This is a genomic window from Enterobacter bugandensis, from assembly GCF_900324475.1.
Taxonomy (GTDB): domain Bacteria; phylum Pseudomonadota; class Gammaproteobacteria; order Enterobacterales; family Enterobacteriaceae; genus Enterobacter; species Enterobacter bugandensis.
Window position 1 is genome coordinate 1,375,565 of record NZ_LT992502.1, and the last position, 18,157, is coordinate 1,393,721.

Below are 18,157 nucleotides of genomic sequence, written 5' to 3' on the forward strand. Positions count from 1 at the left end.
CTCCGGGTGACTTTTGTTGTTGTGCTAACGGTAGGATTTATGGCGCAAAGATTTCGCAAAAATCAGAAGGGTGGGTGTAAAAAAAGTATAAAAATGGAAAGCCCACAATTTAACTATTGATAAGTAAATCATTAACTTTTTTGTAACTTAATTACGGCGCGAATGTAAATATTCACTAAATGGATAAAAATAAGTGGTCGGATGAGTAGTAAAATTACACGCAAAGCGATATTATTTTATCCAGGTCACAGATTTCACATTTTCCGGAGAAGGTTTCCGGCCAACTACAGGGGAGAAAAAAATGGATCTTTATAAAGAGTATCCGGCTCATATCGTGTTCATGCGTCGCACTTTCGCCGTAGTGGCTGGCGTGCTGGCCCTGCCGGTGATGCTGTTCTGGAAAGATCGCGCGCGTTTTTACAGCTATCTGCACCGCGTCTGGGCGAAAACCAGCGAGAAGCCGGTGTGGATGGATCAGGCAGAGAAAGCGACCTGCGATTTCTATTGATACAACGCGGACACGTAGCCATAAAAAAACCGCCAATAGCAATATGGCGGTTTTTTTGTCCCTCGGGATTCGCGGTCCGTTGGGTGGTTTTTTCAAGCTCTCACACAGAGGCTTATAAGCATACGTTTGCTGGTTGAATAAGCAACTGCCTCAATCCTAAATATATTCTTAATATCAGGTTCAATGGGTTACGTTTTGCTCACGTGATGTTTACCATGCTGCGTCCCTTTCCGCCATCTCGCAAATGGGCACCGGTCCCGGGAGAGGTGTTACAACAACCGTAGGTCAGGCTCCACACAGAGCTTGTGTCCACCGATTTATCACCGGTGGTGAACGGTGGAGCGGTTAGCAGCAGGGACCGCATAGTGAAACGCTATATATGCATCGCGTTCATTGTCGCCAGCGTACTCGTTGTAAAGAGTGATGAACCTAATGCGTTTGTCGCTTTAACCACGATAGCGCAGGACAAGTAGCGTTAAGGCCGCCCCGGGCGGCCTTTTTTATTTCATCCCGTCTACACTTCATGGCAAAGTAGTTCTATGCATGCTTTTTCCTTGTATGGCATGCCCTTATGGACATAATGGACAATAGCCTGGAGTTTTATGCCCACCCATCTGGTTTGGTTTCGCGCGGATTTGCGCGTACATGACAACATCGCTCTCGCGGCAGCCTGCCGCTCTGATGACGCCAGCGTGCTGGCGCTATTTATCGCCACGCCTGAGCAGTGGCAGCGGCATGATATGGCTCCACGGCAGGCGGCTTACCTCAAATCACACCTGAATGAACTGCAGCACGCGCTTGCCGGGAAAGGCATTCCGCTGATCTACAAAGAGGTCAGCGATTTTACCGCGCAGCTTCATATGCTGCAGGAGATATGTCAGCAGAACGGCGTCACGCATCTTTTTTATAACTACCAGTACGAACTGAACGAACAGCAGCGGGACCGCCAGCTGGAGAAAATGCTGGGAGAGGTGGTATGTGAGGGATTTGATGACAGCGTGATGCTGGCTCCGGGCAGCGTTATGACCGGCGGTCACGAAATGTATAAAGTGTTTACGCCGTTTAAAAATGCTTTTGTTAAGCGCCTGAAAGAGGCGCTGCCGGAGTGCGTACCCGCGCCCGCCGCCAGAGGAGAGGCTATAACCGATCTCCCCGAATTAACGTTCAACTATCCCCAACGGGCATTTGATGAACTTCTGTTCCCTGCCAGTGAGAAGGCCGCTATTGCGAAGCTGCGCCAGTTTTGCAAGCAGGGCGCGGGAGAATACGACGCGCGCAGGGATTTCCCGGCAATTGAAGGGACAAGCCGGTTATCGGCCTGCCTGGCGCTGGGCGTGCTCTCTCCTCGCCAGTGTTTGCATCGTCTTCTGGCCGAACAGCCGCAGGCGCTGGACGGTGGTGCGGGCTCGGTGTGGCTGAACGAACTTATCTGGCGTGAATTCTACCGCCATCTGATGACGTACCATCCCAATCTCTGCAAGCATCGTCCGTTCATTCCGTGGACCGACAGCGTAAAATGGCAGCACGATGAGGCACTTTTACAGGCCTGGCAAAAAGGGGAGACGGGCTATCCGATTGTGGACGCCGCTATGCGCCAGCTAAATGAAACCGGGTGGATGCACAATCGTCTGCGAATGATTACCGCGAGCTTCCTGGTGAAAGATCTGCTTATCGACTGGCGAATCGGAGAGCGCTATTTTATTTCTCAGCTGATCGATGGCGATCTGGCTGCGAATAACGGTGGCTGGCAGTGGGCGGCCTCTACCGGCACCGATGCGGCTCCCTATTTCAGGATTTTTAATCCGACCACTCAGGGGCAAAAATTTGATGCCAACGGCGACTTTATTCGCCGCTGGTTGCCCGCGCTCAGGAACGTTCCTGAAAAAGCGATCCATGACCCGTGGGCATGGGCGGATAAACAGGGCGTAAAGCTCGATTATCCCCGCCCGATTGTCGACCATAAACAGGCGCGCGTCGCCACGCTGGCGGCGTACGAAGCCGCACGAAAAGTTTGAGAGAATGATGATGAAAAACAGTGAACTGGAACGCCTGATTAACGAAAAACTTAATACCGCCTCCTTTAGCGACTATGGCCCGAATGGCCTGCAGGTCGAAGGGCGCGAAACGGTGCAGAAAATCATCACCGGCGTGACGGCAAGCCAGGCGCTGCTGGATGAGGCGGTGCGTCAGGAAGCCGACGCGGTGATTGTCCATCACGGTTACTTCTGGAAAAACGAATCGCCGATTATCCGCGGCATGAAGCGCAACCGCCTCAAAACGCTGCTGTCGAATGATATCAACCTGTACGGTTACCATCTGCCGCTGGATGCGCATCCTGAACTGGGAAATAACGTCCAGCTGGCACAGCTGTTAGGGATTACCGTGATGGGTGAAATCGAGCCGCTGGTGCCGTGGGGCGAACTGTCGATGCCGGTACCGGGGCTGGAGCTGGCATCGTGGATCGAAGCGCGGCTGGGGCGTCGTCCGCTGTGGTGTGGAGATACCGGGCCGGATACCGTGAAGCGCGTGGCGTGGTGTACCGGCGGCGGCCAGGGCTTTATCGACAGCGCCGCGCGCTTTGGTGTTGATGCGTTTATTACCGGCGAAGTTTCCGAGCAGACGGTTCACTCTGCCCGCGAGCAGGGGCTGCATTTCTACGCGGCAGGCCACCACGCTACCGAGCGCGGCGGTATTCGCGCCCTCAGCGAGTGGCTGACGGAAAATACCGATCTGGATGTGACCTTTATTGATATTCCTAATCCGGCCTGATGAGAGGTAGTTAAGTGCAGCGAGCGCGTTGTTATCTTCTGGGTGAAACCGCGGTAGTTCTGGAGCTTGAGCCTCCCGTGACGCTTGCCACGCAAAAGCGTATCTGGCGCCTGGCTCAGCGGCTGCCCGAGCTACCCGGCGTGGTTGAAGCTATTCCGGGTATGAATAATATCACCGTGGTGCTACGCGATCCGCACACCGGGGCGCTGGATGCCATTGAGCGTCTGCAGCGCTGGTGGGAAGAGAGCGAGGCGCTGGAGCCAGAATCGCGGACGATTGAGATCCCGGTTGTCTATGGCGGCAAAGGTGGCCCTGACCTGGGCGTGGTGGCCGAACACTGTGGATTAACAGTAAAGCAGGTTGTGGAGCTGCACAGCTCGGTGGATTACGTCGTCTGGTTTCTGGGTTTTCAGCCGGGCTTTCCGTATCTGGGCGGATTATCTCCCCGGCTGCATACCCCGCGTCGGGCTGAGCCGCGCCTGAGCGTACCCGCAGGAACGGTGGCAATTGGCGGTGAACAAACCGGAATTTATCCGCTTACTTCACCGGGCGGCTGGCAGCTTATCGGGCACACCTCTATGCCACTATTTAAACCGGGGCAGGAGGCACCGATCCTACTGCGTCCGGGTGATACCCTGCGCTTTATCCCGCAGAAGGAGGGGGTATGTTAACGCTTATTCGCGCGGGGCTTTATACCTCCGTTCAGGATGCCGGACGCTTTGGCATGCGCCAGTCCGGCGTGAGCTACTGCGGTGCGCTCGATCGTCCTTCGCTGGAGATTGCCAACCTGCTGGTAGGCAACGCGGGCAGCACGGCGGCGTTAGAAATTACGCTGGGTCAGTGCGTTATTGAATTTGGTGAGGAGACCTGGTTCGCCTTAACCGGCGCAGGCTGTGACGCGACGCTGGACGGCAAAGCGGTGTGGACCGGCTGGCGATTGCGGGCGAAAGCCGGGCAGCGTCTGACGCTTAAGCGTCCTCTGCACGGCGTGCGCAGCTATCTTGCCGTGGCGGGGGGCATCGACGTGCCGGAGGTGTTGGGGTCGTCCAGCACCGACCAGAAAGCGGGAATGGGCGGCCATGAAGGACGGCTGCTGCGCGACGGCGATCGTCTTGCGATTAAGCCATCAGCGCGCCATTTCACCACCACGCAGGGCGTGAAGCAGCTGTTGTGGGGGAACGTGATCCGCGCCTTGCCGGGACCAGAATATCAGGAGTTTGATGAAGCCTCGAAAGAGTCTTTCTGGCGTTCGCCGTGGAAAATCAGCCCGCAGAGTAACCGTATGGGTTACCGGCTTCAGGGGCAGCCGCTGACCCGCACGACTGACCGGGAGCTGCTTTCCCACGGGCTGCTGCCGGGGGTGATTCAGGTGCCGGGCAACGGGCAGCCCATCGTACTGATGAACGACGCGCAAACTACCGGCGGCTATCCGCGTATTGCCTGCATTATCGAAGCGGATCGCTACCATCTGGCGCAAATCCCTCTCGGTCAGCCGATACATTTTGTGCAGTGTACGCTGGAGGAGGCGCTAAAGGCGCGGCAGGATCGGCAGCGCTATCTCGAACAGCTGGCGTGGAGGCTTGATGGTAAAGATTGATTTAAACGCCGATCTGGGGGAGGGCAGCAGCGCCGATGCGGAACTGATGACCCTGGTCTCCTCGGTCAATATCGCCTGCGGTTTTCACGCGGGCGATGCGCAAACCATGCTGGAGAGCGTGCGTAATGCCATTAAAAACGGCGTGGCGATTGGCGCTCACCCGAGCTTCCCGGACCGGGAGAACTTTGGCCGTACGGCGATGGATCTGCCCCCTGAGACGGTCTACGCTCAGGTGCTCTACCAAATCGGCGCGCTGGAGGCGATAGCGCGCGCTGAGCATGGCGTGCTGCGTCACGTCAAACCGCACGGCATGCTCTATAACCAGGCAGCGAAAGATCCGGCGCTGGCGGAGGCGATTTCCCGCGCGGTGCGGGACTGCAATCCGCAGCTGATTCTGGTTGGCCTGGCGGGTAGCGAGCTTATTCGTGCCGGAGAACGGCTGGGGCTGACGACGCGGCAGGAAGTCTTTGCCGATCGGGGATACATGCCGGACGGCAGCCTGGTGCCGCGCACGCAGGCCGGTGCGCTGATTACTGACGAAAATAAAGCGCTGGCGCAGACGCTGGCGATGGTGCGCTTCGGGCGGGTGACCGCCGTGGATGGAACATCCGCAAATGTTCAGGCCGATACGGTGTGTTTACACGGCGACGGGGAGCATGCGCTCCAGTTTGCGCGACGCCTGCGGGCGGCGTTCTCTGAAGAGGGCATTCTCGTCAGCGCAGATTGATTATAAAAGGACAATGACATGCCTGAAGGTCCGGAGATCCGCCGCGCGGCGGATAGCCTGGAGGCGGCGATAAAGGGCAAACCGCTGACCGATGTCTGGTTTGCCTTTCCTCAACTTAAGCCGTTTGAAACAGAGCTGGTGGGACAGACGGTGACCCATATTGAAACGCGCGGCAAAGCGTTGCTCACGCATTTTTCCCATAACCTGACGTTATATAGCCATAACCAGCTCTACGGTGTGTGGCGCGTCGTCGATGCGGACGAGCAACCGCAAACGACGCGCGTGCTGCGCGTCCGGTTACAAACGGCGGATAAGGCGATCCTGCTCTACAGCGCCTCTGATATCGAAATGTTAACGCCGGAGCAGCTGCTGACGCATCCGTTCTTACAGCGCGTCGGGCCGGACGTGCTGGACATGCGCCTGACGGCGAGCGACGTGAAGGCCCGACTGTTATCGCCCAAATTCCGCAACCGCCAGTTTTCCGGATTGTTGCTCGATCAGGCTTTTCTGGCGGGATTAGGCAACTATCTGCGGGTGGAAATCCTTTGGCAAGTGGGGCTGGCTCCTCAGCGCAAGGCCTCTCAGCTTAGCGAGGAACAGCTGGACGCGCTGTCGCACGCGCTGCTGGATATTCCGCGGCTGTCGTACAACACGCGCGGCCTGGTGGATGAGAACAAACATCACGGGGCGCTGTTCCGCTTTAAGGTGTTCCATCGGGCGGGGAAAAAGTGCGAGCGTTGTGGTGGGGTGATTGAGAAGGCTACGATCTCTTCCAGACCGTTTTACTGGTGCCCTCGGTGCCAGATGTAAAAAAGCCGGGTGGCGGAGGTAAAAGCAAAACGGCAACGAAAGTTGCCGTTTTTAATGTTTTCACCCTCTCCCTGTGGGAGAGGGCCGGGGTGAGGGCATCAGGCCGCACCCAACGTTTTTTAGCGCTTCAGGTCAGACTTAAAATCACGCTGCTCGTAGCCGGTGTACAGCTGACGAGGACGGGCGATTTTCATGCCTTCGCTGTGCATTTCGTTCCAGTGCGCAATCCAGCCCACGGTACGCGCCATGGCGAAGATCACGGTGAACATGGAAGACGGAATGCCCATCGCTTTCAGAATAATGCCAGAGTAGAAATCGACGTTCGGGTAGAGTTTCTTCTCGATGAAGTACGGGTCGTTCAGCGCGATGTGTTCCAGCTCCATCGCCACTTCCAGCAGATCGTCTTTGGTGCCCAGCTCTTTCAGCACTTCATGGCAGGTCTCACGCATAACGGTTGCGCGCGGGTCGTAGTTTTTGTAAACACGGTGACCGAAGCCCATCAGGCGGAAGGAGTCATTCTTGTCTTTCGCGCGACGCACGAACTCTGGAATGTGCTCAACGGTGCTGATCTCTTCCAGCATCTTCAGCGCCGCTTCGTTCGCGCCGCCGTGCGCCGGTCCCCACAGGGAGGCGATGCCCGCAGCGATACAGGCGAACGGGTTCGCGCCTGAAGAGCCTGCGGTACGGACAGTAGAGGTAGAGGCGTTCTGCTCGTGGTCAGCGTGCAGGATCAAAATACGGTCCATCGCGCGTTCCAGCACCGGATTCACTTCATACTCTTCGCACGGCGTGGAGAACATCATGCGCAGGAAGTTGCCGGCGTAGGAGAGGTCGTTACGCGGATACACAAACGGCTGGCCGATGGAGTATTTGTAGCACATCGCCGCCATGGTCGGCATTTTGGACAGCAGGCGGAACGCCGCGATATCACGGTGACGCGGGTTATTCACGTCAAGTGAGTCGTGGTAGAACGCCGCCAGCGCACCGGTAATCCCGCACATCACCGCCATTGGGTGAGAGTCACGACGGAACGCATGGAACAGACGGGTAATCTGCTCATGGATCATGGTGTGACGGGTTACGGTGGTTTTGAATTCATCGTACTGCGCCTGCGTCGGCTTTTCGCCGTTAAGCAGGATGTAGCACACTTCCAGATAGTTGGATTCGGTGGCTAACTGATCGATGGGGAAGCCGCGATGGAGCAGGATACCTTCGTCACCGTCAATGTAGGTGATTTTGGATTCGCAAGATGCGGTAGAGGTAAATCCAGGGTCAAAGGTAAATACTCCTTTGGAACCCAGCGTACGGATATCAATAACATCCTGACCGAGCGTGCCTTTTAGCACATCCAGTTCAATAGCATCATCACCATTTAGGGTGAGTTTTGCCTTTGTATCAGCCATTTACGGTCTCCTTAGCGCCTTATGCTTAAGACTGCTTTTACCGGATTTGCCTTCAGCTGTTAATCACCGTTACCAGATTGTTATTTGGCTTACCGCTCAGCTCACGAGGAGTAACCAGGGTACAGAGCTATGGCGCCTTGCAGGTAAACGAATGAAATATCAGTGAAACAACAGCAAATCAGCGTTTTTGCAGTCCGAATTATTCAAACCTGTATATCACTAATAACTGTCCTGATAACTTCGGTCAATACCATCACACTGTTACATAACTATTTGTCAGGTGAAAGAGAGACCTCATAACTTTTGCGCATTATATGCCTTTTCTGATGACGTTTGTAACAATATTGTTTAACATTTGTCAAATCAGATGATTAAAAATTAAAAAGATGTTGTTATCGTGACCCTGATCACTGTTCCAGAGAAAACCCAACAAACTGTATGTAGGTTAATTGTAATGATTTTGTGAACGGCCTATACTGCCGCCAGGTCTCCGGAACACCCTGCAATCCCGAGCCACCCAGCGTTGTAACGTGTCGTTTTAGCATTTGGAAGCAATGTTTTGCATGACGCGCAGTTATAGAAAAGGAACGCTGCTTGACCCGCATCGCAGTCCGGAGGAAGGAAACAATAAGAACAGCATGTGGGCGTTATTCATGATAAGAAATGTGAAAAAACAAAGACCTGTCAATCTGGATCTCAAAACGATCCGGTTCCCCGTAACAGCAATAGCGTCCATTCTGCACCGTGTTTCTGGTGTGATTACGTTTGTGGCGGTCGGTATTTTGCTGTGGTTACTGGGCACCAGCCTCTCTTCCCCTGAAGGATTCCTCCAGGCCTCGGCCATCATGAATAGCTTCTTCGTGAAATTTATCATGTGGGGCATTCTCACCGCGCTGGCCTATCACGTTGTTGGCGGCGTACGCCACATGCTGATGGACTTTGGCTATCTGGAAGAGACGTTCGAGGCCGGGAAACGTACCGCGAACATTTCATTTGTGATCACTGTCGTGCTTTCACTTCTCGCAGGAGTTCTCGTATGGTAAGCAACGCCTCCGCATTAGGACGCAACGGCGTACATGACTTCATTCTGGTCCGCGCTACCGCCATCGTCCTCACGCTTTACATCATCTATATGATCGGTTTCTTCGCGACCAGCGGCACGCTGACGTGGGAAATCTGGAGTGGTTTCTTCGGATCGGCCTTCACCAAAGTGTTCACCCTGCTGGCCCTGTTCTCCATCCTTATCCATGCCTGGATCGGCATGTGGCAGGTGTTGACCGATTACGTTAAACCGCTGGCGATTCGCCTTCCGCTGCAACTGATTATTGTTGTTGCGCTGCTGGTTTACGTCATTTATGGATTTGTTGTGGTGTGGGGTGTGTAATGAAACTGCCAGTCAGAGAATTTGATGCTGTTGTGATTGGTGCGGGTGGCGCAGGTATGCGCGCCGCACTGCAAATTTCCCAGAGCGGCCAGACCTGTGCGCTGCTCTCTAAAGTGTTCCCGACCCGTTCCCACACTGTGTCCGCGCAGGGCGGTATTACCGTTGCGCTGGGTAACTCCCATGAAGATAACTGGGAATGGCACATGTACGACACGGTAAAAGGTTCCGACTATATCGGCGACCAGGATGCCATCGAATATATGTGTAAAACCGGCCCGGAAGCGATTCTGGAGCTGGATCACATGGGTCTGCCGTTCTCCCGTCTGGAAAACGGCACCATCTATCAGCGTCCGTTTGGCGGCCAGTCGAAAAACTTCGGCGGCGAGCAGGCGGCACGCACCGCGGCGGCGGCTGACCGTACCGGTCACGCGCTGCTGCACACCCTGTATCAGCAGAACCTGAAAAACCACACCACCATCTTCTCCGAGTGGTATGCGCTGGATCTGGTGAAAAACGCCGATGGCGCAATTGTTGGCTGTACCGCACTGTGCATCGAAACCGGTGAAGTGGTTTACTTCAAAGCCCGCGCGACCGTGCTGGCGACCGGCGGTGCGGGCCGTATTTATCAGTCCACCACTAACGCCCACATCAACACCGGTGACGGTGTCGGTATGGCTATTCGCGCCGGCGTACCGGTGCAGGACATGGAGATGTGGCAGTTCCACCCAACCGGTATCGCCGGTGCGGGCGTGCTGGTCACCGAAGGCTGCCGCGGTGAAGGTGGCTACCTGCTGAACAAACACGGCGAGCGCTTCATGGAGCGTTATGCCCCGAATGCGAAAGACCTGGCGGGTCGTGACGTGGTGGCGCGTTCCATCATGATCGAAATCCGTGAAGGCCGCGGCTGCGATGGCCCATGGGGTCCACACGCGAAGCTGAAGCTCGACCATCTGGGTAAAGAAGTGCTGGAATCCCGTCTGCCGGGCATCCTGGAACTGTCCCGTACTTTCGCGCACGTCGATCCGGTGAAAGAGCCGATTCCGGTTATCCCAACCTGCCACTATATGATGGGCGGTATTCCGACCAAAGTGACCGGTCAGGCGCTGACCGTGAACGAGCAGGGCGAAGACGTGGTCATTCCTGGCCTGTTCGCGGTAGGCGAAATCGCCTGCGTATCCGTACACGGCGCCAACCGTCTGGGCGGCAACTCCCTGCTGGACCTGGTGGTATTTGGTCGTGCGGTGGGTCTGCATCTGCAGGAGTCCATTGCCGAGCAGGGCGCGCTGCGTGATGCAACCGACGACGAAATCGACGCCTCTCTTGAACGCCTCAACCGCTGGAACGGTAACCGTAACGGCGAAGATCCGGTGGAAATCCGTAAAGCGCTGCAGGAGTGCATGCAGCACAACTTCTCGGTATTCCGCGAAGGCGATGCGATGGCCAAAGGCCTTGAGCAGCTGAAGGCGATCCGCGAGCGTCTGAAAAATGCCCGTCTGGACGACACCTCCAGCGAGTTCAACACCCAGCGCGTTGAGTGCCTGGAGCTGGATAACCTGATGGAAACCGCATTCGCAACCGCGATGTCGGCAAACTTCCGTACCGAAAGCCGTGGCGCCCATAGCCGCTTCGACTTCCCGGATCGTGACGATGAAAACTGGCTGTGCCATTCCCTGTATCTGCCAGAGTCGGAAACCATGACGCGTCGTAACGTCAACATGGAACCGAAACTGCGTCCGGCGTTCCCGCCGAAGATTCGTACTTACTAATGCGGAGACAGGATAATGAAACTCGAATTCTCAGTTTATCGTTATAACCCGGATGTTGATGACGCTCCGCGCATGCAGGACTATACCCTCGAAGCGGAAGAAGGTCGTGACATGATGCTGCTGGATGCCTTAATCCAGCTGAAAGAAAAAGATCCTACGCTGTCGTTCCGCCGCTCCTGCCGTGAAGGGGTATGTGGCTCTGACGGTGTGAACATGAACGGCAAAAACGGCCTGGCCTGTATCACGCCAATTTCAGCGCTGCAGCGTCCTGGTCAGAAAATTGTTATCCGTCCTCTGCCAGGCCTGCCGGTCGTGCGTGATTTGGTGGTAGACATGGGGCAATTCTATGCACAATATGAGAAGATTAAGCCTTACTTATTGAATAATGGGCAAAATCCACCCGCTCGCGAGCACTTACAGTCTCCTGAGCAGCGTGAAAAACTCGATGGTCTGTACGAGTGTATTCTCTGCGCATGCTGTTCAACGTCCTGCCCGTCGTTCTGGTGGAACCCGGACAAGTTTATCGGCCCTGCGGGTCTGCTGGCTGCCTATCGCTTCCTGATCGACAGCCGCGACACCGAAACCGACAGCCGTCTGGAAGGATTAAGTGACGCTTTCAGCGTATTCCGCTGCCATAGCATCATGAACTGCGTCAGTGTGTGTCCGAAGGGGCTGAACCCGACGCGCGCCATCGGCCATATTAAGTCGATGCTGCTGCAGCGCAGTGCGTAAGTAGTGAGAGGGGAGCGCTGTTCCCCTTACCCTAACCCTCTCCCAAAGGGAGAGGGAATAAATTGCAGAAACCTTTAAAAACTGCCCTGAAGTCTAGACAGTTTCTAAAGGTTCCTTCGCGGGCCAAATGAAAAGAGCTCGCAGGTGAACCCCGGCACGTACACGCGGTGTGCGTGGTAGTTTCTACGGCGAAAGTAAGCATAAAAATGCTTAAGGGATCACGATGCAGAACGGCGCAATGAAAGCCTGGCTGGACTCTTCTTACCTCTCTGGTGCCAACCAGAGCTGGATAGAACAGCTCTATGAAGACTTCTTAACCGATCCTGACTCAGTGGACGCAAACTGGCGTTCCATGTTCCAGCAGTTGCCTGGTACAGGGGTCAAACCGGATCAATTCCATTCCAAAACACGTGATTATTTCCGTCGTCTGGCGAAGGATGCCTCACGTTACTCTTCTGCGATTTCCGACCCTGACACCAATGCGAAGCAGGTTAAAGTCCTGCAGCTTATCAACGCTTATCGCTTCCGCGGTCACCAGCATGCGAATCTCGATCCGCTGGGACTGTGGCAGCAGGAACGTGTGGCCGATCTCGATCCGGCGTATCACGATCTGACCGAGGCCGATTTCCAGGAAAGCTTTAACGTAGGTTCCTTTGCCATCGGCAAAGACACGATGAAGCTGGGCGATCTGATTGACGCGCTCAAGCAAACCTACTGCGGCTCCATCGGCGCGGAATATATGCACATTACCTCTACCGAAGAGAAACGCTGGATCCAGCAGCGCATCGAATCCGTAGCGGGCCACGCGACCTTCTCGGCCGACGAGAAGAAACGCTTCCTCAGCGAACTGACCGCAGCGGAAGGGCTTGAGCGCTATCTGGGCGCGAAGTTCCCGGGCGCAAAACGCTTCTCGCTGGAAGGCGGCGACGCGCTGGTGCCGATGCTGAAAGAGCTGATTCGCCACGCAGGCAAGAGCGGCACCCGTGAAGTGGTGCTCGGCATGGCGCACCGTGGTCGTCTGAACGTGCTGGTCAACGTGCTGGGTAAAAAACCGCAGGACCTGTTCGACGAATTCGCGGGCAAACATAAAGAACACCTCGGCACCGGCGACGTGAAGTACCACATGGGCTTCTCGTCAGATATCGAAACCGAAGGCGGTCTGGTTCACCTGGCGCTGGCGTTTAACCCGTCACACCTGGAAATCGTCAGCCCGGTGGTTATCGGTTCCGTGCGCGCGCGTCTGGATCGTCTGGACGAGCCGAGCAGCAATAAAGTGCTGCCAATCACCATCCACGGTGATGCGGCGGTCACAGGGCAGGGCGTGGTTCAGGAAACCCTGAACATGTCGAAAGCGCGTGGTTATGAAGTGGGCGGTACCGTTCGCATCGTGATCAACAACCAGGTGGGCTTCACCACCTCTAACCCGCTGGATGCCCGTTCTACCCCGTACTGCACCGACATCGGTAAGATGGTACAGGCGCCAATCTTCCACGTTAATGCGGATGACCCGGAAGCCGTTGCTTTCGTTACCCGTCTGGCGCTGGACTTCCGTAATACTTTTAAGCGCGATGTGTTCATTGACCTCTTCTGCTACCGCCGTCACGGCCACAACGAAGCGGATGAGCCAAGTGCAACCCAGCCGCTGATGTACCAGAAAATCAAAAAACACCCGACCCCGCGCAAAATCTATGCTGACAAGCTGGAAAGCGACAAGGTGGCGACGCTGGAAGATGCGACCGAAATGGTCAACCTCTACCGCGACGCGCTGGACGCGGGTGAATGCGTGGTGAAAGAGCTGCGTCCGATGAACATGCACTCCTTTACCTGGTCGCCGTACCTCAACCACGAGTGGGATGAGAGCTACCCGAACAAGGTTGAGATGAAGCGCCTGCAGGAGCTGGCTAAACGCATCAGCACCGTGCCGGACGCTATCGAGATGCAGTCTCGCGTGGCGAAAATCTACGCCGACCGTCAGTCCATGGCGGCAGGCGAGAAGCTGTTCGACTGGGGCGGGGCGGAAACGCTGGCCTACGCAACGCTGGTTGACGAAGGCATTCCTGTTCGTCTGTCCGGTGAGGACGCGGGCCGCGGGACCTTCTTCCACCGTCACGCAGTGGTTCACAACCAGTCTAACGGTTCAACCTACACTCCGCTGCAGCACGTGCATAACGGTCAGGGCCAGTTCAAGGTCTGGGACTCCGTGCTGTCTGAAGAAGCGGTCCTGGCATTCGAATACGGCTACGCCACGGCGGAACCGCGCACCCTGACCATCTGGGAAGCGCAGTTCGGCGACTTCGCCAACGGTGCGCAGGTCGTTATCGACCAGTTCATCTCCTCCGGCGAGCAGAAGTGGGGCCGCATGTGTGGCCTGGTGATGCTCCTGCCGCACGGTTATGAAGGCCAGGGTCCGGAGCACTCCTCCGCGCGTCTGGAACGTTATCTGCAGCTCTGCGCCGAGCAGAACATGCAGGTCTGCGTGCCGTCCACCCCGGCTCAGGTGTACCACATGCTGCGTCGTCAGGCGCTGCGCGGTATGCGCCGTCCGCTGGTGGTGATGTCGCCGAAATCCCTGCTGCGTCATCCGCTGGCGGTGTCCAGCCTGGAAGAGCTGGCGAACGGTACCTTCCTGCCGGCCATCGGTGAAATTGACGAGCTGGATCCGCAGGCCGTGAAGCGTGTGGTGATGTGTTCTGGTAAGGTTTATTACGACCTGCTGGAACAGCGCCGCAAGAACGATCAGAAAGATGTCGCCATCGTGCGTATCGAACAGCTTTATCCGTTCCCGCATCAGGCGATGCAGGAAGTGCTGAAACAGTACGCTCACGTACATGATTTTGTCTGGTGCCAGGAAGAGCCGCTCAACCAGGGCGCATGGTACTGCAGCCAGCATCATTTCCGTGAAGTGATTCCATTTGGGTCAGCCCTGCGCTATGCAGGTCGCCCGGCCTCCGCCTCTCCGGCGGTAGGGTATATGTCCGTTCACCAGAAGCAGCAACAAGATCTGGTCAATGACGCGCTGAACGTCGATTAATTAAAGGATACATAATGAGTAGCGTAGATATTCTTGTTCCCGACCTGCCTGAATCCGTAGCAGATGCGACCGTCGCTACCTGGCACAAAAAACCAGGCGATGCCGTTAAGCGCGATGAAGTGCTGGTAGAAATCGAAACTGACAAAGTGGTACTGGAAGTACCGGCTTCGGCGGATGGCGTTCTGGACGCGGTGCTGGAAGATGAAGGCACCACCGTCACCTCTCGTCAGATCCTGGGGCGCCTGCGTGAAGGCAACAGCGCGGGCAAAGAGTCCAGCGCGAAGTCTGAAGAGAAAGCCTCTACGCCGGCTCAGCGCCAGCAGGCTTCTCTGGAAGAACAGTCTAACGACGCCCTCAGCCCGGCGATCCGTCGCCTGCTGGCTGAACACAGCCTTGACCCGGCAGCCATTAAAGGCACCGGCGTGGGTGGCCGCCTGACCCGCGAAGACATCGACAAGCACCTGGCGAAAGCGCCTGCTCAGGCAGAAGCGAAAGCCCCTGCGGCAGCTCCGGCAGCTCAGCCTGCTCTGGGTGCCCGCAGCGAAAAACGCGTACCGATGACGCGCCTGCGTAAGCGCGTGGCCGAGCGTCTGCTGGAAGCGAAAAACTCCACCGCGATGCTGACCACCTTCAACGAAGTGAACATGAAGCCAATCATGGATCTGCGTAAGCAGTACGGTGACGCTTTTGAAAAACGTCACGGTATCCGTCTGGGCTTTATGTCCTTCTACGTGAAGGCGGTGGTTGAAGCGCTGAAACGCTACCCGGAAGTGAACGCGTCTATCGATGGCGATGACGTGGTTTACCACAACTACTTCGACGTCAGCATGGCGGTTTCTACCCCACGCGGCCTGGTGACCCCGGTTCTGCGTGATGTGGATACCCTGGGTATGGCTGACATCGAGAAGAAAATTAAAGAGCTGGCCGTGAAAGGCCGCGACGGCAAGCTGACCGTAGACGATCTGACCGGCGGTAACTTCACCATTACCAACGGCGGCGTATTCGGCTCGCTGATGTCTACCCCGATCATTAACCCGCCGCAGAGCGCGATCCTGGGTATGCATGCCATTAAAGATCGCCCGATGGCGGTAGACGGTAAAGTTGAGATCCTGCCGATGATGTACCTGGCGCTCTCTTACGACCACCGCCTGATCGACGGCCGCGAGTCCGTGGGCTTCCTGGTAGCTATTAAAGAGCTGCTGGAAGATCCAACGCGTCTGCTGCTGGACGTCTAGTAACGATTTAGCATCACCTGCCCCGTGGACCGGCACACGCTGCGCCGGTCTACAGGTTTGAAGATAACGATTACCCTGAAGGATGGATAGAACACATGAACTTACATGAATATCAGGCCAAACAGCTGTTTGCCCGGTATGGCTTACCGGCTCCGGTGGGTTATGCCTGTACTACCCCGCGTGAAGCAGAAGAAGCCGCATCTAAAATCGGTTCCGGCCCGTGGGTAGTTAAATGTCAGGTTCACGCTGGTGGCCGTGGTAAAGCGGGCGGTGTGAAGGTTGTTAAGAGCAAAGAAGAGATTCGTGCGTTTGCTGAACATTGGCTCGGCAAGCGTCTGGTGACCTACCAGACAGATGCGAACGGCCAGCCGGTCAACCAGATCCTGGTCGAAGCGGCGACCGACATCGCGAAAGAGCTGTACCTGGGCGCGGTGGTTGACCGTAGCTCCCGTCGCGTGGTGTTCATGGCGTCTACCGAAGGCGGCGTGGAAATTGAAAAAGTGGCGGAAGAGACCCCGCACCTGATCCACAAAGTGGCTATCGATCCGCTGGCGGGTCCAATGCCTTATCAGGGTCGCGAGCTGGCGTTCAAGCTGGGTCTGGAAGGCAAGCTGGTTCAGCAGTTCACCAAGATCTTCATGGGCCTGGCGACTATCTTCCTTGAGCGCGATCTGGCGCTGATCGAGATCAACCCGCTGGTGATCACCACCCAGGGCGACCTGATCTGCCTCGACGGCAAGCTGGGCGCTGACGGCAACGCGCTGTTCCGCCAGCCGGATCTGCGCGAAATGCGCGACCAGTCTCAGGAAGATCCGCGTGAAGCACAGGCTGCTCAGTGGGAGCTGAACTACGTGGCGCTGGATGGCAACATCGGCTGCATGGTTAACGGTGCGGGCCTGGCGATGGGCACCATGGACATCGTTAAGCTGCACGGCGGTGAGCCGGCGAACTTCCTTGACGTGGGCGGTGGCGCAACCAAAGAGCGCGTAACCGAAGCGTTCAAAATCATCCTCTCTGACGACAACGTTAAAGCGGTACTGGTTAACATCTTCGGCGGCATCGTCCGTTGCGACCTGATTGCTGACGGCATCATCGGTGCGGTAGAAGAAGTGGGTGTTAACGTTCCGGTGGTTGTGCGTCTGGAAGGTAACAACGCTGAACTCGGCGCGAAAAAACTGGCTGACAGCGGCCTGAATATTATTGCAGCGAAAAGTCTGACGGATGCAGCTCAGCAGGTTGTTGCCGCAGTGGAGGGGAAATAATGTCAGTTTTAATTAATAAAGATACCAAGGTTATCTGCCAGGGCTTCACCGGTAGCCAGGGGACTTTCCACTCCGAACAGGCGATTGCCTACGGCACGCAGATGGTTGGCGGCGTAACGCCAGGTAAAGGCGGCACCACGCACCTGGGCCTGCCGGTGTTCAACACCGTGCGTGAAGCGGTAGAAGCGACGGGCGCAACCGCGACCGTGATCTACGTTCCGGCACCGTTCTGCAAAGACTCCATTCTGGAAGCGATCGACGCAGGCATCAAGCTGATCATCACCATCACCGAAGGCATCCCGACCCTGGATATGCTGACCGTGAAGGTGAAGCTGGACGAAGCAGGCGTGCGCATGATCGGCCCGAACTGCCCAGGCGTGATCACTCCGGGCGAATGCAAAATCGGCATCATGCCTGGCCACATTCACAAGCCGGGCAAAGTGGGCATCGTTTCCCGTTCTGGTACCCTGACCTATGAAGCGGTTAAGCAGACCACCGACTACGGCTTCGGCCAGTCCACCTGCGTGGGCATCGGCGGTGACCCAATCCCGGGATCTAACTTCATCGACATCCTGAAGCTGTTCCAGGAAGATCCGCAGACCGAAGCGATCGTGATGATCGGTGAGATCGGCGGTAGCGCGGAAGAAGAAGCGGCTGCTTATATCAAAGAACACGTGACCAAGCCAGTCGTGGGCTACATCGCGGGCGTGACCGCGCCGAAAGGCAAGCGTATGGGCCACGCGGGCGCGATCATCGCCGGTGGTAAAGGTACGGCTGATGAGAAGTTTGCTGCGCTGGAAGCCGCAGGCGTGAAGACCGTTCGCAGCCTGGCGGATATCGGCGAAGCACTGAAATCCATCATTAAGTAAGTCCTCTCTGCTCCCCGAACGGGGAGCGATGAAGTATAAAAATGTCCGTTTCGACATGGTTGGC

16 protein-coding genes are annotated in these 18,157 nt (G+C 56.3%); 15 read left to right on the forward strand and 1 reads right to left on the reverse strand.

Features of this window, described 5'->3' with window-relative positions:
- Positions 1 to 301 precede the first annotated feature (301 nt).
- The 7 genes from DG357_RS06640 (at position 302) to nei (ending at position 6,411) form a co-directional block, all read left to right on the forward strand.
- On the forward strand, positions 302 to 508 hold the full coding sequence (locus DG357_RS06640) for a YbfA family protein (RefSeq protein ID WP_014069366.1): 207 nt from the start codon (positions 302 to 304) through the stop codon (positions 506 to 508).
- Between the two features lie 602 nt (positions 509 to 1,110).
- Complete coding sequence (gene phrB / locus DG357_RS06645) at positions 1,111 to 2,523, forward strand: deoxyribodipyrimidine photo-lyase (RefSeq protein ID WP_088205147.1); 1,413 nt, start codon at positions 1,111 to 1,113, stop codon at positions 2,521 to 2,523.
- A 10-nt stretch (positions 2,524 to 2,533) separates the two neighbouring features.
- Positions 2,534 to 3,277: a type 2 GTP cyclohydrolase I gene (locus DG357_RS06650; RefSeq protein WP_028012373.1), complete on the forward strand. Its 744-nt coding sequence runs from the start codon at positions 2,534 to 2,536 to the stop codon at positions 3,275 to 3,277.
- Between the two features lie 14 nt (positions 3,278 to 3,291).
- On the forward strand, positions 3,292 to 3,948 hold the full coding sequence (gene pxpB, locus DG357_RS06655; protein ID WP_088205146.1) for a 5-oxoprolinase subunit PxpB: 657 nt from the start codon (positions 3,292 to 3,294) through the stop codon (positions 3,946 to 3,948).
- Complete coding sequence (gene pxpC / locus DG357_RS06660; RefSeq protein WP_028012375.1) at positions 3,942 to 4,874, forward strand: 5-oxoprolinase subunit PxpC; 933 nt, start codon at positions 3,942 to 3,944, stop codon at positions 4,872 to 4,874. The genes pxpB and pxpC overlap by 7 nt, the downstream gene beginning before the upstream one ends.
- The gene (gene pxpA / locus DG357_RS06665) at positions 4,861 to 5,601 is read left to right on the forward strand and encodes a 5-oxoprolinase subunit PxpA (RefSeq protein WP_088205145.1); all 741 of its coding nucleotides are present in this window, start codon (positions 4,861 to 4,863) and stop codon (positions 5,599 to 5,601) included. Before pxpC ends, pxpA begins: the two co-directional genes overlap by 14 nt.
- A gap of 18 nt (positions 5,602 to 5,619) precedes the next feature.
- Positions 5,620 to 6,411: an endonuclease VIII gene (gene nei / locus DG357_RS06670; protein WP_063438221.1), complete on the forward strand. Its 792-nt coding sequence runs from the start codon at positions 5,620 to 5,622 to the stop codon at positions 6,409 to 6,411.
- Between the two features lie 119 nt (positions 6,412 to 6,530).
- Here the strand turns inward: nei and DG357_RS06675 are convergent, their stop codons facing one another.
- Entirely contained in the window at positions 6,531 to 7,814 is a 1,284-nt protein-coding gene (locus DG357_RS06675) for a citrate synthase (RefSeq protein WP_028012378.1), read from the reverse strand.
- A gap of 638 nt (positions 7,815 to 8,452) precedes the next feature.
- Between DG357_RS06675 and sdhC the strand changes: the two genes are divergently transcribed.
- The 8 genes from sdhC to sucD all read left to right on the forward strand — a co-directional run bounded on the left by sdhC (position 8,453) and on the right by sucD (position 18,093).
- Positions 8,453 to 8,857 (forward strand): succinate dehydrogenase cytochrome b556 subunit, encoded by a 405-nt coding sequence (gene sdhC, locus DG357_RS06690; RefSeq protein WP_026080740.1) that lies wholly within the window; start codon positions 8,453 to 8,455, stop codon positions 8,855 to 8,857.
- A complete protein-coding gene (gene sdhD, locus DG357_RS06695; RefSeq protein WP_003858621.1) occupies positions 8,851 to 9,198 on the forward strand; it encodes a succinate dehydrogenase membrane anchor subunit in 348 nt (115 codons plus the stop codon). Before sdhC ends, sdhD begins: the two co-directional genes overlap by 7 nt.
- Positions 9,198 to 10,964, forward strand: coding sequence for a succinate dehydrogenase flavoprotein subunit (gene sdhA, locus DG357_RS06700; RefSeq protein ID WP_041910764.1), 1,767 nt, complete (start codon positions 9,198 to 9,200; stop codon positions 10,962 to 10,964). The genes sdhD and sdhA overlap by 1 nt, the downstream gene beginning before the upstream one ends.
- A gap of 15 nt (positions 10,965 to 10,979) precedes the next feature.
- The gene (gene sdhB / locus DG357_RS06705) at positions 10,980 to 11,696 is read left to right on the forward strand and encodes a succinate dehydrogenase iron-sulfur subunit SdhB (protein WP_008501090.1); all 717 of its coding nucleotides are present in this window, start codon (positions 10,980 to 10,982) and stop codon (positions 11,694 to 11,696) included.
- A gap of 223 nt (positions 11,697 to 11,919) precedes the next feature.
- The gene (sucA, locus tag DG357_RS06710) at positions 11,920 to 14,727 is read left to right on the forward strand and encodes a 2-oxoglutarate dehydrogenase E1 component (protein WP_045261080.1); all 2,808 of its coding nucleotides are present in this window, start codon (positions 11,920 to 11,922) and stop codon (positions 14,725 to 14,727) included.
- A gap of 14 nt (positions 14,728 to 14,741) precedes the next feature.
- Positions 14,742 to 15,962, forward strand: coding sequence for a 2-oxoglutarate dehydrogenase complex dihydrolipoyllysine-residue succinyltransferase (gene odhB, locus DG357_RS06715; RefSeq protein WP_080327873.1), 1,221 nt, complete (start codon positions 14,742 to 14,744; stop codon positions 15,960 to 15,962).
- A gap of 95 nt (positions 15,963 to 16,057) precedes the next feature.
- Complete coding sequence (sucC, locus tag DG357_RS06720) at positions 16,058 to 17,224, forward strand: ADP-forming succinate--CoA ligase subunit beta (RefSeq protein WP_006809579.1); 1,167 nt, start codon at positions 16,058 to 16,060, stop codon at positions 17,222 to 17,224.
- Positions 17,224 to 18,093, forward strand: a complete 870-nt coding sequence (gene sucD, locus DG357_RS06725; protein WP_008501094.1) for a succinate--CoA ligase subunit alpha — start codon at positions 17,224 to 17,226, stop codon at positions 18,091 to 18,093. Before sucC ends, sucD begins: the two co-directional genes overlap by 1 nt.
- Positions 18,094 to 18,157: the final 64 nt, after the last annotated feature.